Genomic DNA, 20,844 nt, shown 5'->3' with positions numbered 1-20,844 from the left:
GGACACGATAAGCACAAACGTTCAAGGAGATCGCCATGCGCATGGATGCGCCGCGAGCCTGGTTACGCGCCTTCGGTATGGCCGCGTTAGCAGGCGCAATGACCCCGGCCGCCGTCGCCAGCGAGGCGCTGGTGGTCGCCGGTTATGGGGGAACGACAGAAGCCACGTTCCGGACCCAGATTCTCGCGCCTTTTGCTGCGGCGCAGCGCGCTCACGTGGAGTATGTCGCGGGCGCGTCCGCTAGCAACCTCGCGCGGCTCCAGGCCGAGCGCGATCACCCGGCGATCGACGTGGCGATCCTCGACGACGGTCCGATGCAGGAAGCGACCGCGCTGGGCCTATGCCAACCGCTTGAACCTGCGCCGGTCTACCGCGACGTGTACGACATCGCCACGACGCATGGCGATGGTCGTTCGGTGGGCATCGGCATCGTCGCCACCGGCCTTGCCTACAACACCGCCGCCTTCGCGCGTCACGGGTGGCCTGCACCAACCTCCTGGACCGATCTCGCCGATCCGCGTTATCGACGGCGCGTGCTCGTTCCCTCGATCATCAACACGTATGGCTTGCAGACCCTGCTTGCGCTGGCGCAGGCGCAAGGCGGCAGCGCGAGCGATATCGCCCCGGGCTTCCGCTTCCTGACGGATCGCGTGGCCCCGAATGTCCTCACCTTCGAAACCTCGTCCGGCAAGATTTCCGAGCTGATGCAAACCGGCGAGGTCGTGCTCGGCGTCTGGGGCAGCGGTCGCGTCGACGCCCTGGCGCGCACCGGGTTTCCGGTCGCCTTCGTCGCGCCGAAGGAAGGCGCCCAGGCGCTGGTGACCAGCGCCTGCGTCGTTGCCGGCAGCCCGCACGCGGCGCTCGCCCAGGCACTGGTTCAGGACCTTCTCGCTCCACGCGTGCAGGCCATCCTCGCCGCTCGCGCCGGCTGGGGGCCAGTCAATCGCACCACCGTGCTGCCCGCGGCGGTCGCGCGAACGGTCGTCTACGGCTCGGACGCCGTCGCACACCTGGTGCCGGTCGACTGGCACACCGTGAATTCCGCGCGCGTCGCGTGGACCCAGCGCTGGGTCCGTGACGTCGAGCGCTGATGGCTGCGCCCCGCCGCAGTCCATCCCCCCTTCCACATTTTCCTCGCGTCGACCTATGACCTTCCTCCAACTCGATGCGCTTCAGAAGCGCTATGCCGGGACCGTGGCCGTGCACGACGTGTCCCTCACTGTCGAACGCGGTCGGTTCGTCTCCCTGCTCGGCCCCTCGGGCTGTGGCAAGACCACTACGTTGCAGATGATCGCGGGCTTCGTGACGCCCTCGTCAGGATCGATCCGGCTCGATGGGCGGGATCTGCTCGCGATCAAAGCGAATGCCCGCGGCCTCGGGATCGTGTTCCAGTCATATGCCTTGTTTCCGCATATGACGGTGACTCAAAACATCGCGTTCGGACTGCACACGCGCCGCGTGCCGCGCCCCGAGCAGCAGCGTCGCGTCGGCCGCGCGCTGGAACTGGTACGACTGGCAACGCTGGGCGATCGCTATCCGGCGCAACTCTCCGGCGGGCAACGCCAGCGGGTTGCCCTCGCCCGTGCGCTGGTGATCGAGCCCCCCGTCCTGCTGCTCGATGAACCGCTCTCCAATCTCGACGCCAAACTGCGCGAGGACATGCAGGACGAACTGCGTCGCATCCAGCGTGGCACAGGCACCACCACCATCATGGTGACTCACGACCAGGCCGAGGCGATGGCGCTCAGCGACTGCGTCGCCGTCATGAACGGTGGACACATCGAGCAAGCCGGCACGCCGCGGGAGGTCTATGAACATCCGCGCACGCCCTTCGTCGCCACCTTCCTCGGCAAGACCAACCTGATCGACGGCGAAGCGACCTCGGGGCCGGGCGGCGCGGTGCTGGTCCAGTCGCACGGCCAGTGGCTCCAGACCACGCAGCGGGTGCCGGTGCGAGGGCGCGCGCGCGTCAGCCTGCGTCCCGAGAAAATCGATCTGCTGCCGAACGTCGCCGATGCGGACAAGGATGGCTGCACCCTCACCGGCACGGTCTCGGCCCGCACGTACGGGGGCGATCACTGGATGTACGAGATCGACACGGCGCTCGGTGCCTTGCGGGTGCGAAGCGGTCACGGCGACGCACACGAGGGCTGCGTGGTCGGGCTACGCTGGCGGCCGGATGACGTGCGTGTCGTGACGGAGACCCGTCATGCGTAAGTCCCGTGCGGCCCTGACGCCGTGGCTACTGAGCAGCCCAGCCTGGCTGCTGTATCTCCTGCTGCTGGCGATCCCGCTTGTCGCGACCGTGCTGCTCAGCCTGCATACCTTCGACGCGAGCCGGGGCACCTGGTCCGGTAGCGATGCCGCACCGACAAACTACCTGGCGGTCCTCGGCGATCCGTACTTCCACGTCATTTTCGCGCGCACGTTCGCGCTGGCCGCGACGGTGGCGTTGCTCAGTGTCCTGATCGGCACGCCGGAAGCCTACATCCTCTCGCGCATGCGGGCGCCCTGGCGCGGCCTGTTCCTCATGGCCGTGCTCGGGCCGTTCCTGATCTCCGTCGTCGTGCGCACGCTCGGCTGGTCAGTGCTGTTCGGCGCCAACGGTCCGTTGAGCCAGGGGTTGCTCACGCTGGGATGGGTGAACGAACCCCTCTCGTTGCTCTACACGATGACGGGCATGGTGATCGCGCTCGTCCACGTGCTCGTCCCGTTTGTCGTCATCGCGGTCTGGGTCGCGCTGCAGGGCTGCGACCCGGACGTGGAATACGCGGGCATCTCCCTCGGTGCGAGCCCGTGGACCGTGATCCGGCGCCTCGTCCTTCCCCAGATCCTGCCCGGCATCGTGTCAGGGTCAGCGGTCGTGTTCTCGCTCGCCGCCACCGCCTTCGCCACGCCGGCCATCATCGGTGGAAGGCGCCTGAAGGTCGTGGCGACCGCGGTCTACGACCAGTTCTTCGGCACGCTGGACTGGCCGACCGGCGCAACGCTCGCCGTCCTGCTGCTGGCCGCAAACCTGCTGATCCTGACGCTGTATCAACGGCTGGTTGAGCGGCAACGCCGCGCGCCCCCGCCGGCGCAAGGCGCACTGAAGGAGGTCCTGTCATGAGAAAGAACGGCCCCCTGGCGCTGACGTTTCATACTTTGTTCGTGGGCTTCATGGCCGCGCCGCTCGTCGCGATCGTGCTCGTGTCGTTCACCGCTAAAGGCTATCTGTCGATGCCGTTCGGCGGCGCCTCGCTGCGCTGGTATCGGGCCCTGCTGAGCGCGCCCGAGTTCGGCCATGCGCTGCGCACGAGCCTGCTGCTCGGCACGGGTTCGGCCAGCCTCGCGATCGCGCTGGCGGTGCCGGCCGCCCTCGCACTTGCACGCGGCGAGTTCCCCGGGCGCTCGGCACTGCACGGCGTCCTGATGTCGCCCCTGCTGATTCCCAACATCGTGCTGGGCGTCGCGTTTCTGCGCTTCTTCAACGCCATCGGACTCAACGGCACCTTCGCGGGGCTGCTCGGCGCGCACCTCGTGATCGTGCTGCCCTACGCGCTCCGGCTTGCCCTGGGCTCTGCCTACGGCCTCGATGCCTCGCTCGAACAGGCCGCCATCTCGCTGGGGGCATCCGCGTGGATGGTGTTCCGCCGCGTGACGTTGCGGCTGCTGCTGCCGGGACTGGCCAGCGGCTGGTTGCTGGCGTTCATCCACAGCTTCGATGAGCTGACGATGAGCACTTTCATCGCGTCGCCGTCGATGACGACGCTCCCGGTACGCATCTACCTGCGCATCGAAGATTCCATGGATCCGATGGTCGCCGCCGTGTCGACGTTGATGATCGTCGGCGCACTCGCGCTGGTCATCGCGATCGATCGCCTGGTCGGCCTCGACCGTCTTTTTGTCGGCAAATCATGACCTGCCATTCGGTGTTCCAACCGCTCGCCCCTGGCAACACGCCCGTGCGGCTTTATGTGAACGGCACGCCGCTTCAGGTACCTGCCCGAATCAGCGTCGCCGCCGCACTGCTCGGTTACGCCGACGTGCCGCTCTGGCGTCGCTCCGCGCTCAGCGGCCTGCCGCGCGCACCCTACTGCCTGATGGGCGCATGTTTCGAGTGCGTGGCGCGCATCGACGGACAGCCCGGCCAGCGCACCTGCCTGACGCCGGTGCGACACGACATGCACGTCGACCTGAGAGCCACGCATGAAGACCGTTGATCTCGCGGTGATCGGCGCCGGACCGGCCGGCATGGGAGCGGCCATCGAAGCACGCCGCCGGGGGCTGTCGGTGCTGGTGCTCGACGAACAGGACAGCCCCGGTGGACAGATCTACCGCGGCATCGACACGCAGCCCGCCCATCATCTTCGGCTCGGCACGACGTACGCCCACGGGGCCGACCTGGTTCGCCAGCTACGTGCCTGTGGCGCGGACTACCGCTCGGGCACGAGCGTCTGGTTCGTCGGCGCCGACGGCAACATCGCCTTCTCGATGAACGGGCACGCCCATCGCGTCGCGGCACAACGCGTGATCCTCGCCACCGGTGCGATCGAACGCCCCTGCCCGATCCCCGGCTGGACGCTCCCGGGCGTCATGACCGCGGGGGCCGCACAGATCCTGCTGAAGACGGCGGGCATCGGCCGGCCGCACGCCGTCTTCGCCGGCTCCGGTCCGCTGCTGTATCTCGTCGCCTCCCAGTACGCCCGCCTCGGTATTCCGATCGCCGCAGTCCTGGACACGACCCCGTTCGATCACTACCGACGCGCCGCGGCGCAGTGGCGTGCCGCGCTGCGCGGCGCGCGCTATCTCGCGCGAGGCGTGCAGATGTTGATGGAGTTACGCCGCGCCGGCCTGCGTATCGTGCACGGCGTCACCGGTATCCACGCCGAAGGCGAGGACCGGCTCGAACGGGTGCAGTACCAGCGTGGCGGGCACTGGACGTCGCTGGAGACCTCGGGGTTGTTCCTGCATCAGGGCGTGATCCCGCACATTCAAGCCGCGCTCGCGGCGGGATGCGCGCGCGTATGGGACGAACGTGCGCAATGCTGGCGGGTCGTGACGGACGCCTGCGGACAGACCTCCCAGCCGGCGATCCTGCTGGCCGGCGATGCCGCCGCCATCACCGGTGCCGCCTGCGCGCCACTGCGTGGCGAGCTCGCTGCCCTGGCGGCCGCTCACGCGTTGGGTCGCATGAGCGAGCACGAGTTCACCCGCCGCCGCGATGCCATCCTGCGCACGCTCACCCGCGATGCCGCCGTACGGCCGTTCCTGGAAACGCTGTACCGCCCCGCACCCACGTTCAGCTCGCCGCCCGACCCCGAGACCGTGGTGTGCCGCTGCGAGGAGATCCATGGACGCGACGTCGGTGCGTTTGCACGCCAGGGTGGGCGCGACGCCAACCGACTCAAGAGCGGTCAGCGTTGCGGCATGGGACCGTGCCAATCGCGTCAGTGCGGGCTGACGCTCGCGCATGTGATGTGTGCGGAGGGCGAGGCGCCGCGTGTCGAGCATGCGCTGCGGATTCGGCCGCCGATCGTCCCGGTTCGCCTGGCGGAACTGGCCGAACTGGCAGGAGACGAGGTACCCGTATGAACAGTACCGACGTGCTCATCATCGGCGGCGGCCTCATGGGGTGTGCCACCGCGCTGCATCTGGCCCGGCGCGGCGCCTCCGTTCGCGTGCTGGAGAAAGATTACGTCGGTCGGCACGCATCGGGCGTCAATGCCGGCGGCGTCCGGACGCTGGGACGCGCATTACCCGAACTCGCGCTCTCGATCGCCGCGAAGGACGAATGGCACCGCCTGCCCGAGCTGGTCGGCGACGACGGCGGGTTCCGACCCGTGGGTCAGATTCGCGTCGCGGAAACCGAGACCGAGATGGATCAACTCCGGGCCCGTAGTCGGGCGGTGGCTTCGCTGGGACTGGCTTATCGCGAGCTCGTTCTCGACAATGACGCGCTCTACCAGCGGTTGCCGGCGCTGGCGCCGCATTGCGAGGGCGGCTTGTGGGTCCCCGACGATGGCTATGCGCTGCCTTATCGCACCACCGCCGCGTTTCGTCGCCAGGCGGAAGCACGCGGCGCGGTCTTCCATGAAGGTTGCGCCGCCGACCTGCCGGCGCGCGATGGGGCGCGATGGACCGTACGGGCGGGTGCCGCAACCTATCATGCCGCCACCCTTATCAACTGCGCCGGCGCATGGGCCGGACGCCTGGCCGCGGCTCTCGGCGACCCTACCCCGCTCCGGCCGAACGGCTCGATGCTGATGGTCACGGCACGCATGGAGCGGTTCGTGGGGCCCGTCGTCGGTGCCGTCGGTCGATCGCTCTCGTTCAAGCAGTTCGACAACGGCACGGTGCTGATCGGCGGTGGACACCGTGCCCCGGTCGATCTCGACACCAACGACGCCGGTACCACCCTCGACGGTCTGGCGAAAGCCGCTCGCACGGTCTGTACGCTGTTCCCGATCATGCGAAACGCCCAGGCCGTGCGTTGCTGGTCCGGCATCGAAGGCTTCATGCCCGATGGCCTGCCCGTCATCTCTCCCAGCCGCGCCGCGCCATCGCTCTTCCATGCGTTCGGGTTCTCGGCGCACGGATTCCAGCTCGCACCGATCGTCGGCAAACTGCTCGCGGAAGCCATCATCGAAGGCAAGCCGTCCCTCTCGCTAGATGCGTTCGCCGTTGATCGCTTCTAACCAGAGGACTTAACCCGGTGGGCCGGCCAAGGCGTCATTGGCCGGTTCGGCGAGCGTCAGATCGTTCTGCTCATACGCATACTGGGCGAGATAGAGATCGAGCACAGGCATACCGACGCAGGTCACTAATGCGGGCCTCCGGCCGTTGAACGTGGGGTCGTCGAGAATCTGCCACAGATCCAGAATCTGATACGGCAACGCGCTGTCTTCGAGCGAACGCCCCTGCGCGGAAAAATACAGTGCAAGGCTCTGCGAATGACGATGCGCGACCGTCTGCACGTCATCGCAGATGACAGTCCCCGTCTCCAGCACATGGCGTATCCAGGAAGCCGGCGTCTCGTTTCCTCCGAGATGCAGCACGACGGCATCGCGGCCGATATCTTCCGCCGCAAAGAGCGGCGACGCCGCGTTCGACGCGGTGACGACAAATTCGCAAAACGAAAGACGGTCCAGACGCTCGACCGCCACGACCGGATAGCTCACCCGCGTCGCCGCATCGCGTGCGAAAGCCTCGGCACGCTCCATCTCATGACTCTTGACATAGAGCGTCTGGATACGCCCGGCGTGATGGGCCTGCAGGTCGTCCACGACCGCCGTGGCGACCCGCCCCGTACCAAAAACAAACACGTTGAACGAGGCACTCTGCTTCAGCAGGCAATCGACCACGATCGATGCATACGCACCCGTGCGCTGCGTCGAATAACCCGTGGCATCGAACAACGCCAACGGGTACATCGTCAGCTTGTCGAAGAGGATGGTCCAGCTACGCGACCGTTCCATCCCGAAGTGCCGGTTGTAGCTATGCGACCCGACCAGCTTGGCTCCGCAATACCACCGGTTTTTGCTCAGCAGAGAGCTGAGTTTCCAGTTCGGACGTTCGTCCGGCGCATACGCGTGCTCCGGATCATCGACCAGGTCATGCAGCTCGCTACGATCCGGCTGAAGCACGGCTTTCACGCCCTCTGTCGAACCCTTCTTGAGATCCATCAATGCGCGTCGTGCCAACTGACCCACGACGACAGGATCAAGCGAATGCGCATCCAGCGTGGCAATACCCGACCCGGATGGCTCTACCCACGGACGACGGCCCATGCGCGTCCGTCGCTTCGGATCGGATTCGGGCACCGCGCTCATATCACCCATGACGCACCTCCTTGATCTGCAGCGGGCGTCATGAGAAACGCCCCCATCCACCGCGCTCACGGCGGTGACTCCTCGATGATTCACATGCGTGGCGCCCGAATTCAGCGCGGAGGTTCTGGCGAAAGCGCGATGACGATCGACACCGTATCCGTGGCAAAAGCGGGCGACACGCATATCCTTTTGGCAGCGGCCCTGGGTGACCTGAGCAACGCAAGATGAACCACGTTCAGGCGCAGACGACAGGAGCCGCAGCGACATGCTACGAACCTTCGCATTGCAAAGGCGGCGACTACGTCTCATTGCCGTGTTCACTGCAACCCTTGGCAGTGCCCCTCTGTCGGCATGGTCGAGTGAGACACAGAGCACACTGACGGTCGTTGAAGACCATGGCGGCATCTCCGCGCTACCCTACTACCGCGCGCTGAACCTGCTGCCCGATGCGTCAGCGTCACTGCCGATGAGCGCGCCCTCTGCCGTGCCGCATGCAGCGACCGACGCCGACATGCTGCCGGTTCATTCCGCGAAACTGACGCCGGGTGACGTCGCCTCCCGTGTCATCCAGGCCCCCGGCTTGCACGCGATGTTCATCGTCGGCGATGACCCGCGATCGCGGGCCTGGCTACAACATCGTGCCGGCGAACTGCGCGACCTCCATGCCAGCGGCCTGGTCGTCAACGTCGACACGCGCGCGGCACTGGATGCGCTGCGCCGCCGGGTTCCCGACCTCATGCTGTCGCCCACGCCGGCCGATGACCTCGCTCAGCGCCTCGACCTGCATCACTATCCCGCGCTGATCACGGCGACGGGAATCGAGCAGTGACCCACCGTGGACCAGCGGCACGCGGTTGAGGTTCTGCTGCGTCCAGCGGTAGAGCTCTACACCGTAGCCACCTGCGCCACCGCGGCCTGTCTGAGCGTGCTCGCACCGTGGTCGCTCGCGCTGAATCCCCGACTTGGCTTCGCGGCTGCCGCGGCATTCAGCGTGTTCGGCGTGGTGCGCTGGCGCGAAGCGCGGGTCATCCTGCGTTACCGTCGCAACATCCGCCGTTTGCCGCGCTACGTGATGACGAGCCGCGACGTGCCCGTCAGTCAGCAGCGACTCTTTATCGGTAAAGGCTTCCGGTGGGACCAGCGACATACGCATCGCCTGATGCAGACGTACCGGCCCGAGTTCCGTCGCTATGTCGAACCTGCACCGATCTACCGCCTCGCGCGCCGGCTCGAGGAACGGCTCGAATTCGCGCCCGCACCGCTCCCCCGTCTGATGAGCGCGCTCGCCTGGGACAGCCCGCTCAATCCGGTGCGCCCGCTGCCACCCGTGGGGGGGCTGCCACGTCTTCATGGCATTGAGCCGTACGAGACCGACGTCACCCTGCCGTTGGGCGAGCGTGTCGGTCACTCGCTGGTGCTCGGCACGACACGCGTCGGCAAGACCCGGCTCGCCGAGCTGTTCATCACGCAAGACATCCGGCGACGCAACGCGGCGGGCGAATTCGAGGTCGTCATCGTGTTCGACCCGAAGGGCGACGCCGACCTGCTCAAGCGCATGTACGTCGAAGCCAGGCGCGCGGGCCGCGAGGGGGAGTTCTATGTCTTCCACCTCGGCTGGCCCGACTTCAGCGCGCGCTACAACGCGGTGGGACGCTTTGGCCGCATCTCTGAGGTTGCGACGCGCATCGCCGGCCAGTTGTCCGGCGAAGGCAACAGCGCTGCGTTCCGCGAGTTTGCCTGGCGCTTCGTCAACATCATCGCGCGTGCCCTGGTCGAACTGGGTCAACGCCCGGACTATCTGCTGATCCAGCGCCACGTGATCAACATCGACGCGCTGTTCATCGAGTACGCCCAGCACTATTTCGCGCGGACCGAGCCGAAGGCCTGGGAAGTTATCGTCCAGTTGGAGAGCCGGCTAAACGAGAAAAACATGCCGCGCAACATGATCGGGCGCGAGAAGCGCGTCGTCGCGCTCGAGCAATATCTGTCGCAGGTCCGCATTTACGACCCCGTGCTCGATGGGCTCCGCAGCGCCGTCCGCTACGACCGCACCTACTTCGACAAGATCGTCGCCTCGTTGCTACCTCTTCTGGAAAAGCTCACCACCGGCAAGATCGCGCAGCTGCTCGCTCCGAACTACAGCGACCTGGATGACCCGCGCCCGATCTTCGACTGGATGCAGATCATCCGCAAGCGCGCGGTCGTGTACGTCGGTCTCGATGCCCTCTCCGATGCCGAGGTGTCCGCAGCCGTCGGCAACTCGATGTTCAGCGATCTCGTCTCGGTGGCCGGGCACATCTACAAGTTCGGCATTGATGATGGCCTGCCGGGGGCAGCAACCGGCCTCAAGATTCCGATCAACGTCCACGCCGATGAATTCAACGAATTGATGGGCGATGAATTTATTCCCATGGTCAACAAGGGTGGCGGCGCCGGCGTCCAGGTCACGGCGTACACCCAGACGCTGAGCGACATCGAAGCGCGCATCGGCAATCGCGCGAAAGCCGGCCAGGTCGTCGGCAACTTCAACAACCTGTTCATGCTGCGTGTCCGCGAAACAGCAACGGCCGAGCTGCTCACGCGCCAGTTACCGAAGGTCGAGGTGTATTCCACGTCGCTGGTAAGTGGTGCGACCGACAGCTCCGATCCGCGGGGCAATACGGCATTCACGTCGAACACCCAGGATCGCGTGAGCAGCACTAGCGTGCCCCTGATCGAGCCCGCCCACGTCGTCGCCTTGCCGAAGGGTCAGTGTTTTGCGCTGATCGAAGGCGGCAACCTCTGGAAAATCCGCATGCCGCTCCCGGCGCCCGACCCCGACGAAGCCATGCCGAAGGATCTGCAGCAGCTCGCGGGCTACATGCGGCAGCGCTATACCGACGCCGGCGACTGGTGGGAGAGCAACGGCATGCCGAGGCTGCAGGAACAGGCACTCCCGGCAGATCTGGTCGACGACTTCCGCCAGATGACGAATGGCGCCGAGGCGGGCACGCCATGACTGATCCAGCGGCTGCAGCCCAGCGTCAGCAACAACGCCAGCAGGGGTTCGTTGCCGGGGCGCTGACGCTGCCCTTTCGGCTCTTTGGCGTGCTGTCCGGATCACTCCTGCTGTGCATCGTGATCGAATGCGCGGGCATGTACCTCTTTTGGCCCGAGCAAGGCTGGCATCATGCACAGCACATGCTGAATGACGAACTCGCGCAGCTATCCACGGATTTCACGCGGAGTACGTTGGTGCACGAGCCGGGCCGTACCGCTCATGCGTGGGTCGAATACGCCTATGCATGGGTTTTCGAGAAAAGCGGCTTGCTCGAATGGATTCGATCGGCCTCAGCCGAAGCGGCGGCGGGCGCGCATAACACCCGCCATGACTTCCGGTACTACCTGGGGCTCGTCTACGTGCACGTCGAGGCCTATCTGATCGCCACGGCCTACACGATGCTCGTCTTCCTGGTGCGTGTCCTGGTGCTGTGTCTCACGCTTCCGCTATTCGTAGCCACAGCTTTCGTCGGTTTCATCGATGGCCTGGTGCGGCGAGACATCCGGCGGTTCGGGGCCGGGCGCGAATCCGGATTCCTCCATCATCGCGCCCGGGCAAGCCTGATGCCCCTTGCCGTCCTGCCCTGGATCGCCTACCTGGCGCTACCCGTCAGCGTTTCTCCAATGCTCATCTTGCTGCCGAGCGCTGTCGCGCTCGGTGTCGCCGTCGACATTGCTGTTGGCAGCTTCAAAAAGTACCTGTAGTCCTGCTCAAGAGACCTTTGACTTTCCTTCCAGGAAGCGGAAAAACGACTCACCGTAAATGCGATAGGCAAGGATCAGTGAAAACGCAGCAGACAAACTCAGGGCTGCCACCACGCCTAGCTGGAACTTATTTTTTGACACCCAGTAGAAGATCAGCGGAAAAACAAATGCCACAAACAAAGATGGCGTCACCATTACCCTTAGCATTGAGTAATGCTTATTACTGATGGTTCGAACCGAACTTCTTCGCCCCACCACCGGCAAAACGAACCAGAATACCGCCGTCAAAACTGGACAAACAATTATCAGCGGGTAAGCAATAGGTCGAAACCATCCGAATGCATAGGCATAGATGAGCTGGAAGCCTGCCCAAGTCACGCAGAAGAAGCTAAGACGCTTGTGAAAAGCAATGGCTGATCTCCGTATGAGCATGCTTCTTACCTTGTAGAAGAATCCCGATACTATCGCTGAGCGCTGTTGCTCTTGGCAGCAGGCTACTTCTTTTCCTTTGCAGCTCTTTCAACCAATTTCTTGGTGAATCCGAACCACAACATAATTCCAAAAACGACACCCATCACAATACCAGTACCAATAATATTCGTCTCCCAGCCCGGAGGTTCATTCCCCTCAGCCGCAATGAGGTACGAAAACACAATAGTCATTGGAATGGTGAAGATAACAAGGCCCATGACCATATGACCAATGAGCGTTGTGCTTGCCCACGCAACAGGTCGGGAAGTAACGATACGCATGAGCATCCTGGCATCTCTTTTGAGGGTGTGTATCGCTTAATTTTGCGGCAGCGTCCCCGCTTGGACCTATCGAATCTCATCCGTTAGCCACAGCCCTCATCGGCTTCACATCGATGGCCTAAAAGTACGACGACACATCAGACGGTTCAGACCGGGCGCGAATCCGGACTCCTCCATCATCGCGCCCGGGCGAGCCTACTGCCCCTTGCCGTCCTGCCCTGGATCGCCTACCTGGCGCTGCCGATCAGTGTGTCGCCGATGCTTATCTTGCTGCCGAGCCCGGTTGCCCTTGGCCCTGTGATCGACATTGCGGTTGGCAGCTTCAAAAAGTATCTGTAGCTCCTCTCGCAACACCTGCTTCATTCTTCGAACAAGGCTTCCTCTATGTCCCGGAATGGATGGGCGCGATCGACAGGAACGGCCCTAGACAGCTCCTTGTCTATTTCCATCCCAATATCCTTGTAACGCCAAAAACGCGCATAAAGGTTCTCTTTGTCCTTCAATCCAGACAGCAAAAGCTTTTTGCACTTCAATGCAAACATCAGAAAGCTCGGAAGAGTCAAAATGAACATGTACTTCCTTACTTTTCGATGCCGAAGCCTTTCCAGCAGAAGCGCTGACGGAACATGCCCCGCAGACGCTGCTTTCTGCAACATTCTTTTGGTTATGGGGCGCCTCTGCAAGACGTCCAACCGCGCAATCATAAACGCCCCCATGAACGGGGATAGGTTGTTTGCCTTTGCAAAAAAGCGAAAACCTTGCCTCACGTTCCGTGCCAGACCGTTTCCTAGAATCAATGCCTCGCCTGCAGCAACGAGCACCTCCGGGTCCGTCGAGCGCATGCCAAAGTTGAGGAAATATTCGTATTCCGAACTCAGCCCCGTCGCTCGCGCTACCAAAGGCAATTTATGGATCAACATGGCGGCAGCGATGGCACCTGTCGGGTCTGCCGATCGGGCGGCATTAACCTTTTCCCAAAGCAACGCGATTTTTCGCTCTTCTGAATTTACTTCGGACATGGATTCTGCGCTCTTGCAGGCACCGCCAGCGGTGCGGCTACGGGAATTGCATCTATGGGAAGTGTTGGAACGGGAAGGCTTGTCGGAGGTGGCACAGGTTCAAAGTCCTGGATTATTTTCTCCATCATTTGCACCAAAATCTCAGCACTAGGCGCCTCACCCTCGACGATAGTTGCTGGCATTTCCGCCGCTCCATGCACCGCACCTGCCATTGCCCAGCCCCGGAGAATACCGGCAAATCCGATTTCGGGGAGGACGGCCACGGCCCCAGCAGCTCCCGCGCCTCCAACCATGATATAGACAGGAGCCCTGTTTGCAATGCCCCATGAATTCTGGGTCAAATCTTGCGGAAGTGTACAGAAACCTCCTGGACATAGCCCCGTGCCTAGAGGGTTTGTGTCGGCAAGTCCGCTTGGATCCACCCTCAGCAGGGGATTGCCGCCAGCGTATGCGTACAGACTGGTACCTCCGTGAAACCCTGTTGGGTCCGGTTGCCGGTAGCGCGCCGTGGCGGAGTCGTAGTCTCGATAGCGGTTGTAGTGAGTCCCGGACTCCGAATCGTAGTACTGCCCGGGATAGCGCAGATTAAGCGTGTACCCACCGATCGATGCAGGTGCCTCCTCCCCGAACGGATTGCCCAGCCACGCCCACTGCCAAAGCAGTTTGCCGTTGATATCGCTTACCGCGCGCGGCGTACCCAAATGATCTGCCGTCACATACTCTACAGCGCTGCTTCCGTTCGACGTTTCAACCACCGCAACGGGCAAGCCACCCATCCAGACATAGTCCCGGCTACTGCTGCCGTACTCGCCAACGAGTTGTCCCCCCTCGTTGTAGACGAAATGCAGGGCGACCGTTACTGGCTGCGTCGCGGTTTTCTGAATGCGCTCCCCCAAAGCGTTATAGCCGTAAGTACCTACGGTGCTACCGGCAACCTGGGTCACCGTCATCCGATTGCGTCCGTTGTAACCGTAGCCCCAGTTCAGCCCCCCACTACTGTTGCCAGTGACATTACCGTTGGCGTCATAAGTCCTCACCGCGCTACCGATGCTGCTCAACCAATGGGTATTGGCCTGATAGCCGTAACTGCCCGTGGCCTGTCCACCACCTGTTTTGCTGATACGGTCACCCGCAGGGTTGTAGGTCAGCGTTTCGATGTTGGAGCTGCCTTGGTCAATGCTCTTCAATCGATACAGCGGATCATAGGCGTAGCTCTCGGTCGCGGGATTGGCGCCCGATGCATTGCCCTCAGCGCTGATGTTGCCCATCAGGTCATGCGCAAAATGCAGTGTTAGCTCCGGACTGACCAGGTCCGTTAAGGCGTAGTTGGTGTCGTAACTACGGCCGATGGTCTGGCCATTACCAAGGGTATAACCGCTAACCGGCCCGAAGGGTTCATAGCTGACATTGCTCACGGCAATGCTGGCGCTCCCGCCCGAAGCCGTCAGGCTGACTCCCTGAATGCGGCCGTCCGTGTCGAATGCATAACTGGCCTGTGTTCCGCTGGGATAGATCATGCCACTGAGACGATCGGCCTGGGTGTAGGCGTAGGCGGTGGTGTCAGTCCCGGCTGCAGTCACCTGCTGCTTGCGGATGACATTGCCATGGCGGTCATAGCAATACACGGTCGTCACCAGGTTTTCCACAATACGTGTCAACCGCCCCAGTGGATATGAGCTGGCGCAGCCCGTGACGTCGTTAGCTTCGTCGTAGGCGTAAGCGACGTCGTCGCCAGTCTGTGCGTTGTCGGAATAGCTGGTACCCGTCAGCCGATTCAGTGCATCGTAGGTGTTGAGAGACACGATGCCCTTGGCGTCTGTATGAGTCAGCCGGTTGCCGGCGGCATCATAGGTATTGTTGCCGCTACCGGTGTCCGGACTCTGCCGTGAAGTCCTGTTGCCCAGACCATCGTAGCCGTAGACGGTCGCCAAATTGCTGGGGTCGATCACTTGAGTCAGGCGATCCAGGGCATCGTAGACGCTCTGCGTCGTTGTGTTCTTCGTCGCCGCATCAGCGCCGTTGTAGTTCGCGATGGTTTTGGTCAACCGATTCAACGCATCGTAGCTGTTCTGCTGAATGTAGCCGTTGGCGTCCTTGGACTGGATCAAGTTGCCATTGCCGTCATAGTTGCCGCTGGCACTGGCATCGAACACCACATGGCCGAGGCCGTCGGTGATCTTGATCAGTTGGCCGAGGTTATTGTACGTGCGGCTCAAGCTTCGGCTCGCGGTTGTGCTACCCGCAGCGTAAGTATTTTCTGCCGTGCGATTGCCCGAAGCGTCCAGGGTGTATTGAATTGAGTTACCCAGGGCGTCGGCAATCTTGGTGAGACGATGCGCCTGGTCGTAGCTGTAAGCGATCGCCACCCCGTCAGGATCGGTCACCGTGGCAACGGCACCGAAGGGTGTATAGGTCATCGACGTCGTGGCATCGCCTGAGGAAGCACTACCATCGGCATTGGCGCGAACCGTACGACTGGCCAGCCAACCCCGCGGCGTGTAAGTCAAATCCGTCATGACCCCGTTCGGGTCGATGCTGCGGGTGACCCGGCCAGCACCGTCATAGGACGCGTAGGTGGTGGTCTGTCCCAACGCGTTGGTCACACTCTTGAGGTCGCCGGGCTGGTAGCAGGCGGCGCCTGGCGTGCCGCAGCTCACAGCACTCGCCGTCAGGTAATAGCTATAGGATGTGATCTGGTTCAAGTCGGTGCGCGGACCGGTGGCCGTCAGCATCAAGCCAACGATCGGACACTGGGTGCTATCGACGGCGGTGCAATACGTGTAGGTCCAGCGGCGCACGCCCGCCGGCACGCTGCCCGTGTTGCTGCAGGTGTAACCCGTCGCTGCCGTATTGGTCGGATCGATCTCGCAACGGGCCAAGGTCTCTGCCGCACTGCTATAGACCCATGCCGTCGAGGCGACGGTATGACCGTTGTTGTCCTGCACAACGCGGGTCAGTGGCACGCGCAGGGCGGTATTCCAGGTCGTCGTGGTGGTGCGCTGCTGGGCGGTGCCTGAGGCGTCGATTTCCTGATCCAGCAGCCCATTGGCATCGTAGGTGGTCTTGGTGATGTGGCCATTGAAGTCCGTCGCCGTCGCCGGGTAGCCGTTGGCGTCGTAGGTGTTCGATTTGTAGGGCGCATTGCACTGTGCACCGCAGGCCTGGTTGATACTTCCCTGCTTGTAAGCGCCCAGGATGCCGGTGGAGTTCAAGGTGACGTTCGCGCCGAGTGGCGTGGTTACCGCGGCCGACGGGCCATACCCCACACTCACCTTCGTCGCGTCCGCACCGCCCGCAAAGCTGGAGCTCACCGCGGCGCCGCTACTGTAGTAGTTGTAGCCGGTGGTCTCGTAACGCACTCCTGCCTCATCGATGACGCCCGTAAGGGCCCCGGGGATTGATCCACCGCCCGTCAGCGAGGACTCGTTGTAGAGGTACTGAAGCGTCTTGCCATCGGGATATTTCACCGAGGTGAGGTTGCCCGTCGAAGCATCGTAGCCGTAGGCCAACGTGCCACCATCAGGCAGAACCACCTGTGCTAGGTTGCCCTGGGGGTTATAGGTAAAGCTTAGCTGCCGACCTTGCGTATCCGTCACGGTCAGCAACAGGTCCGCCTTCGGGGCGACAGCGACCGGCGTCGTCGCCGTGCTATAGGTCAGCGTGATGCCCTGCCCGGTCGGATCGGTCACCGATTGCAACTGGCCCTGCGCGTTGTATTGCTCGGTATGGTTCAGCGCGGCGATAAAGGCCGTGTAGCCCGTCGGGTTGCCGCTGGCATCGTCGTGTTCGGTCAAGGTATCCGGACTGTCCGCATCGTTAGCCCAACCCGTGCCACTCGGCTTGAAGTGCTCGCGAGAGCCGTCAGGCCGCTCCAGGTCAATGCCTGTCGGACGGGGATCGCTGATGAATTGAGCGATGTCCAGCGAGCGGTTGAACGAATGGCGCCACTGCGGCCCCAGCGTCGTGGACTCTACCGATTCACTGCTGTTGTAGAACCGACGGAAGGTCAACCAGGACGACCCTCGGAAATCCGTGTCCTGCTGGAACTTGTTGCCGGTGGCGGCATTGATCGGGTCACCCTGCATCGGCGAATAGATACCAATAACCTGAGCGTCCAGCGAGCTATCCCCACTGCTGCCATGAGGGGCGGAACCGCCCGCTCTACCACCCTCGCCGCTTTTGTCGCATGGGCAACCTGTTGCCCCGGCGCCGCCTAGATTCTTGATGGGCGAATACGCCCAGCGAACTGCCTCAACGTACACACCGCCGTTGACGATAGCCGCAAGTCCCGTATTGGTGTTGGGATCGTAGCTCTTGGCCGTGTACGCGCAACTGGTGTGGTTGGCCGTGCAGCTTGCGTACCAACGCGTCAGGTAGGCATCGATCGCGTCATTGACCGTACCGTAGGCTGTGCCGCTGTCGCTGAAGAAATACGGTGCGCCATAGTAGGATTGAGATTGAGCATTCTCCGGCCAAGCGACAGTTAAAAACTGCGCCAGCAAGATCGCGCCCAACAGTTTCATCATGCGTCGACGATGCATGCACTTATTTTGCATAACTAACATATAAACTCCTTGTCATACTGTCTTCGCGTTGACAGGCACGCGCTCTTCACTGCGGATTCGCGCTGAATCCGGACCAAAATTATTGAGATTTACTCCAGACAAAAGCAGCCCTTGCCCCAGGCGGCCTACATCTTTTAACTCTGAAGTGGTTTCGCGCCGATATGGTTACGGATATCGTCACTACCCCGTTTGAACTGACTTTCCCGGTGCCTCAAGCCGAAAGCGCATTACTGTCTTAGGCCGCATTGCAGCAACGTGACTCACGACATCGTCTGCCGATGAACTCCCCCGTGTGTGAGTCCGATGACACATACGCTATCTGGCTTATCGCTCAGATCATGAGATCGCAGTCGTCCCAGAACGCTTGAACGCACCGGCGTGCCCATCGCATGATGGGTCGCCACCCGTAAGCCTCCGCAGATTACTATCTGCCCCCGTTTTTATCCGTGTGGCCTCGCAGATTGACGTAGCCTTCGTAGGCTGCGCTTTCGTCTTGATCACCGAAGCTATTGCTCAACCTCCGGTCGCCCTCCTACAACGTCCGCACCGTAGATGTCGTCATGGCTGAGCGGCTGCAGAAAGAGGGCTGCACGACGTGCATTCACCTGATCGGGCTGGTCTATCGGGCAATACCAGAAGCTCTTCGGGTCCCGAGACCCTTGAGTCCCGTACTGTTGGGGCTTCTTGTCCAGCACGCAGGCAATGCGATCGACAAGAAGGGCGTAATCGATCATCGGCAACTCGTCACGAGCCACCATCTTGCGTGCGTCGTCGGCGGCTCGGCGCATCAACGGGGGATCTTGCACGGCGTGTTGGATGATGAGCCACGCCGCTTGCACCGCTGAGCGCCCGACCCTCTGCGGCGCGGGAAAGCCGTACCGGGCATAGATACGTTGCATAGCAGGCAGGGTTTGGGCGTCCACGCCTTCGAGCTTGCGGGCCTCTTCCGCCTGTTCGGCTTTGCTCAGTTCATGGTCCGGCGCGGCCCTGACACTTTGGTCAAGGCGGCCCAGCCGGATCAGCTCCTTTCTTAAGGTGGGATCCGTGGGATAGCTCGGATGCACCAAGGTAAGGCTGGGATGGTGACCTGCAATCCACGCGCGAATGTCCGCGCTGGTCTTTCCACCGATACCTAGCCGATTGAGCCGCGACCGATATCTCAGTTCGTCAAGCGCGCTTGGCGACTGATGAGTCCCTAGGATCGTCCCATTCAGCGTCGGCTTCCCCGCCGATAGGGCCACACGGTCCTCGAGTAGCGCATAGCCGATAGGGTCGACATCGATGCCCACGCGACTCCATAGCCCGCCCCAGTTGTCCAGAAACTCATCCTGAAAGCCAGGGTCAGCGCCTGCGCGCACGATGAGATCCCCCACCGCTATAATCGTGGCCGGCGCTAGTCGAGGCGCCTCCAGGAGATCGGTGCCACCCATCGCCACGCGAAGCGCCTGGGTCTGATCCGTGTTAAGCGCCCCCGTCGTGTCCCGGGACATCGCTTGAACTTGTGCTTCCGCTTCCTTCGTCGTCAAGGCTCGGTCGGCTGCAAAGCACATGCACGCATGCAACGCTGTCACGGCAAACGTGGCCGCGATCATCCATGGTCGATGGAAAGACCCGTTAGACATAGACATAGCGTTCCGCCTCGAATTGTTGGGAAATCTCTTTATAGCGGGCAGAAGCAAAAATCTCTGATACCTCGATCGGATTCGTGCGAGCTTGCCGAGGGTCCATGAATTGGGTGAATGCCTCGAGCATCTGCAGCTCGGGACAGGCCTCTTCGACCCATAGGAACTGGCCTTGCTGGTTGACTTCGAGGAAGTAGTAGATGCCGTCCTCGGACACCACAAAGTCAAAACATCCCATCTGAATACCCATGCATTCCATAAAGGCGACACATTTCATATAGACATCTTCAGGAAGGGACATCGGCGACAGCAGTCCCTTCATATTCATTGCACTGCGCCAGTCGTCCACCGCGTGAGCGTCTTTCTGCGAATCGATGGTCACGCAATAGGCAGTCTTCCCAAAGAAGGTCGCCCTTACTTCGAAGCGCTTGGACAATTTCTCTTGATAGATGCCAGGCACCGCACCCACGGTGGCCGACGCGCACACATCGTCGATCCGGATGGTCGAGGTATATTTCAACCGGACCTCGTCACCGTCGGTCCATCCGGCGGGTTTAAAGGTCTTATAGATCGTCTGCTTACCCTCACGACTCCGGGCATCAATGAAGCGGACGATCTGCGTGGGGTCGTTGCTGATCAAGGTAGCGGGTGTGTGGAATCCCACTTGCCTTGCCATCATCAGCTGCAGCGGCTTTTCCTCTGCCGCGTTCGCCGCAGCGGGAGCATTGAGCCATCGTGTCTGCGGGCCGGCGACAGACCAGAACGCGCCATAGAAGGCATTGGCTTCCTTCGTGGCAAATTCGACATCGTCGTGATGCAAGTAACTGGGCGGGCGTGTTTGACGACGCCGGCGCAGCCAGATGGTGTCAAAGCCGTGAAGGGGAATCGGCTTCCCACCGACAATCCATTGTGTGCCTGATCCGCTCAGCTCCACGGATGCCGGGTGGGACGCCGAGTCAGCCGGCATATCCCACAGCAGCACCGAATGACCTTGGTCCGCGAGGACAGTGGCCACCGCACGAGCATGGACATCTTCGATCAAGCTAACGATCAGGCAGTGCATTCCTTTCCTCCAGGTCATTGAAATGCGCCGCCGCTGCAGTCGGCGGTCGCACAGCAAGCGTTACCGCCAGCTTACTTGCACTGGGTGACCGTGCCGCTGGAGTCGTCCTGGTCGTGGCAGGTGTTGCCACCGGAGGAGATCGTCGTTCCGGTGGCACTGCCGCCAGCCACCACGGCGTATTCTTCGGTGGTCAGCACGCGGGCCAGTTGATGCGCCAGGACACGCTCGTTGGTATGGTTCATGTTGGAACTCCGTTAAGTGCCGCAAG

The 20,844-nt window shown here is 62.4% G+C and carries 18 protein-coding genes and 1 pseudogene; 11 read left to right on the top strand and 8 right to left on the bottom strand.

Annotation, left to right across the window (positions count from 1 at the left end; translation table 11 throughout):
• The first annotated feature begins 35 nt into the window (after positions 1–35).
• The 7 genes from DIE11_RS17430 to DIE11_RS17400 are packed head-to-tail and all read left to right on the top strand — an operon-like array spanning position 36 to position 6,677.
• Entirely contained in the window at positions 36–1,091 is a 1,056-nt protein-coding gene (locus DIE11_RS17430; protein ID WP_260437135.1) for an ABC transporter substrate-binding protein, read from the top strand.
• 55 nt (positions 1,092–1,146) lie between these two features.
• Positions 1,147–2,217, top strand: coding sequence for an ABC transporter ATP-binding protein (locus tag DIE11_RS17425; protein WP_124625854.1), 1,071 nt, complete (start codon positions 1,147–1,149; stop codon positions 2,215–2,217).
• Complete coding sequence (locus DIE11_RS17420) at positions 2,210–3,109, top strand: ABC transporter permease (RefSeq protein WP_124625852.1); 900 nt, start codon at positions 2,210–2,212, stop codon at positions 3,107–3,109. Before DIE11_RS17425 ends, DIE11_RS17420 begins: the two co-directional genes overlap by 8 nt.
• Positions 3,106–3,900, top strand: a complete 795-nt coding sequence (locus DIE11_RS17415) for an ABC transporter permease (protein ID WP_124625850.1) — start codon at positions 3,106–3,108, stop codon at positions 3,898–3,900. The genes DIE11_RS17420 and DIE11_RS17415 overlap by 4 nt, the downstream gene beginning before the upstream one ends.
• Positions 3,897–4,202 (top strand): (2Fe-2S)-binding protein, encoded by a 306-nt coding sequence (locus tag DIE11_RS17410; protein ID WP_124625848.1) that lies wholly within the window; start codon positions 3,897–3,899, stop codon positions 4,200–4,202. Before DIE11_RS17415 ends, DIE11_RS17410 begins: the two co-directional genes overlap by 4 nt.
• Positions 4,189–5,574 carry an FAD-dependent oxidoreductase gene (locus DIE11_RS17405; RefSeq protein ID WP_124625846.1) on the top strand — a complete coding sequence of 462 codons (1,386 nt, stop codon included), beginning with the start codon at positions 4,189–4,191 and terminating at the stop codon, positions 5,572–5,574. Before DIE11_RS17410 ends, DIE11_RS17405 begins: the two co-directional genes overlap by 14 nt.
• Positions 5,571–6,677: an FAD-binding oxidoreductase gene (locus tag DIE11_RS17400; RefSeq protein WP_124625844.1), complete on the top strand. Its 1,107-nt coding sequence runs from the start codon at positions 5,571–5,573 to the stop codon at positions 6,675–6,677. The genes DIE11_RS17405 and DIE11_RS17400 overlap by 4 nt, the downstream gene beginning before the upstream one ends.
• A gap of 9 nt (positions 6,678–6,686) precedes the next feature.
• Here DIE11_RS17400 and DIE11_RS17395 read toward each other — a convergent pair whose 3' ends face one another.
• Complete coding sequence (locus DIE11_RS17395; RefSeq protein ID WP_260437134.1) at positions 6,687–7,820, bottom strand: ornithine cyclodeaminase; 1,134 nt, start codon at positions 7,818–7,820, stop codon at positions 6,687–6,689.
• Positions 7,821–8,076: 256 nt separating this feature from the next.
• Here DIE11_RS17395 and DIE11_RS17390 point away from each other — a divergent pair, with 256 nt between their 5' ends.
• Genes DIE11_RS17390 through DIE11_RS17380 form a run of 3 tightly spaced genes read left to right on the top strand, consistent with a single transcriptional unit; the run spans position 8,077 to position 11,555 of the window.
• Positions 8,077–8,640 (top strand): integrating conjugative element protein, encoded by a 564-nt coding sequence (locus DIE11_RS17390; protein ID WP_124625842.1) that lies wholly within the window; start codon positions 8,077–8,079, stop codon positions 8,638–8,640.
• 6 nt (positions 8,641–8,646) lie between these two features.
• Positions 8,647–10,809, top strand: a complete 2,163-nt coding sequence (gene traD, locus DIE11_RS17385; protein ID WP_124625840.1) for a type IV conjugative transfer system coupling protein TraD — start codon at positions 8,647–8,649, stop codon at positions 10,807–10,809.
• Entirely contained in the window at positions 10,806–11,555 is a 750-nt protein-coding gene (locus DIE11_RS17380) for a TIGR03747 family integrating conjugative element membrane protein (protein ID WP_124625838.1), read from the top strand. Before traD ends, DIE11_RS17380 begins: the two co-directional genes overlap by 4 nt.
• Before the next feature lie 6 nt (positions 11,556–11,561).
• On the opposite strand, the gene DIE11_RS17375 is transcribed toward DIE11_RS17380, so the two are convergent.
• Both DIE11_RS17375 and DIE11_RS17370 read right to left on the bottom strand, forming a co-directional pair.
• Positions 11,562–11,987, bottom strand: coding sequence for a hypothetical protein (locus DIE11_RS17375; RefSeq protein WP_124625836.1), 426 nt, complete (start codon positions 11,985–11,987; stop codon positions 11,562–11,564).
• Between the two features lie 62 nt (positions 11,988–12,049).
• Positions 12,050–12,307 carry a hypothetical protein gene (locus DIE11_RS17370; protein WP_124625834.1) on the bottom strand — a complete coding sequence of 86 codons (258 nt, stop codon included), beginning with the start codon at positions 12,305–12,307 and terminating at the stop codon, positions 12,050–12,052.
• Between the two features lie 109 nt (positions 12,308–12,416).
• On the opposite strand from DIE11_RS17370, the pseudogene DIE11_RS17365 reads away from it, so the two are divergent.
• Positions 12,417–12,646 (top strand): annotated as a pseudogene (locus DIE11_RS17365) (DUF4400 domain-containing protein); the annotation flags it as partial.
• 20 nt (positions 12,647–12,666) lie between these two features.
• Here DIE11_RS17365 and DIE11_RS17360 read toward each other — a convergent pair.
• The 5 genes from DIE11_RS17360 to DIE11_RS36370 all read right to left on the bottom strand — a co-directional run bounded on the left by DIE11_RS17360 (position 12,667) and on the right by DIE11_RS36370 (position 20,818).
• On the bottom strand, positions 12,667–13,326 hold the full coding sequence (locus DIE11_RS17360) for a sel1 repeat family protein (RefSeq protein ID WP_124625832.1): 660 nt from the start codon (positions 13,324–13,326) through the stop codon (positions 12,667–12,669).
• Positions 13,314–17,852 (bottom strand): RHS repeat-associated core domain-containing protein, encoded by a 4,539-nt coding sequence (locus DIE11_RS17355; protein ID WP_185633778.1) that lies wholly within the window; start codon positions 17,850–17,852, stop codon positions 13,314–13,316. The genes DIE11_RS17360 and DIE11_RS17355 overlap by 13 nt, the downstream gene beginning before the upstream one ends.
• A 545-nt stretch (positions 17,853–18,397) precedes the next feature.
• On the bottom strand, positions 18,398–19,417 hold the full coding sequence (locus tag DIE11_RS17350; RefSeq protein WP_124625828.1) for a DUF6624 domain-containing protein: 1,020 nt from the start codon (positions 19,415–19,417) through the stop codon (positions 18,398–18,400).
• Between the two features lie 88 nt (positions 19,418–19,505).
• A complete protein-coding gene (locus tag DIE11_RS17345) occupies positions 19,506–20,576 on the bottom strand; it encodes a hypothetical protein (RefSeq protein WP_124625826.1) in 1,071 nt (356 codons plus the stop codon).
• A 71-nt stretch (positions 20,577–20,647) separates the two neighbouring features.
• Positions 20,648–20,818, bottom strand: coding sequence for a hypothetical protein (locus DIE11_RS36370; protein ID WP_185633777.1), 171 nt, complete (start codon positions 20,816–20,818; stop codon positions 20,648–20,650).
• Between the last annotated feature and the right edge of the window lie 26 nt (positions 20,819–20,844).

The organism is Burkholderia sp. Bp9012 (genome assembly GCF_003853825.1).
Taxonomy (GTDB): domain Bacteria; phylum Pseudomonadota; class Gammaproteobacteria; order Burkholderiales; family Burkholderiaceae; genus Burkholderia; species Burkholderia diffusa.
This window is presented reverse-complemented; position numbering and strand designations above follow the sequence as displayed.

Coding starts and splice junctions, on each gene's coding strand:
- DIE11_RS17430 (WP_260437135.1), top strand. CDS start 36: ATGCGCATGGATGCGCCGCGAGCCTGGTTACGCGCCTTCGGTATGGCC.
- DIE11_RS17425 (WP_124625854.1), top strand. CDS start 1,147: ATGACCTTCCTCCAACTCGATGCGCTTCAGAAGCGCTATGCCGGGACC.
- DIE11_RS17420 (WP_124625852.1), top strand. CDS start 2,210: ATGCGTAAGTCCCGTGCGGCCCTGACGCCGTGGCTACTGAGCAGCCCA.
- DIE11_RS17415 (WP_124625850.1), top strand. CDS start 3,106: ATGAGAAAGAACGGCCCCCTGGCGCTGACGTTTCATACTTTGTTCGTG.
- DIE11_RS17410 (WP_124625848.1), top strand. CDS start 3,897: ATGACCTGCCATTCGGTGTTCCAACCGCTCGCCCCTGGCAACACGCCC.
- DIE11_RS17405 (WP_124625846.1), top strand. CDS start 4,189: ATGAAGACCGTTGATCTCGCGGTGATCGGCGCCGGACCGGCCGGCATG.
- DIE11_RS17400 (WP_124625844.1), top strand. CDS start 5,571: ATGAACAGTACCGACGTGCTCATCATCGGCGGCGGCCTCATGGGGTGT.
- DIE11_RS17395 (WP_260437134.1), bottom strand. CDS start 7,820: ATGGGTGATATGAGCGCGGTGCCCGAATCCGATCCGAAGCGACGGACG.
- DIE11_RS17390 (WP_124625842.1), top strand. CDS start 8,077: ATGCTACGAACCTTCGCATTGCAAAGGCGGCGACTACGTCTCATTGCC.
- DIE11_RS17380 (WP_124625838.1), top strand. CDS start 10,806: ATGACTGATCCAGCGGCTGCAGCCCAGCGTCAGCAACAACGCCAGCAG.
- DIE11_RS17375 (WP_124625836.1), bottom strand. CDS start 11,987: ATGCTCATACGGAGATCAGCCATTGCTTTTCACAAGCGTCTTAGCTTC.
- DIE11_RS17370 (WP_124625834.1), bottom strand. CDS start 12,307: ATGCGTATCGTTACTTCCCGACCTGTTGCGTGGGCAAGCACAACGCTC.
- DIE11_RS17360 (WP_124625832.1), bottom strand. CDS start 13,326: ATGTCCGAAGTAAATTCAGAAGAGCGAAAAATCGCGTTGCTTTGGGAA.
- DIE11_RS17355 (WP_185633778.1), bottom strand. CDS start 17,852: ATGATGAAACTGTTGGGCGCGATCTTGCTGGCGCAGTTTTTAACTGTC.
- DIE11_RS17345 (WP_124625826.1), bottom strand. CDS start 20,576: ATGCACTGCCTGATCGTTAGCTTGATCGAAGATGTCCATGCTCGTGCG.
- DIE11_RS36370 (WP_185633777.1), bottom strand. CDS start 20,818: ATGAACCATACCAACGAGCGTGTCCTGGCGCATCAACTGGCCCGCGTG.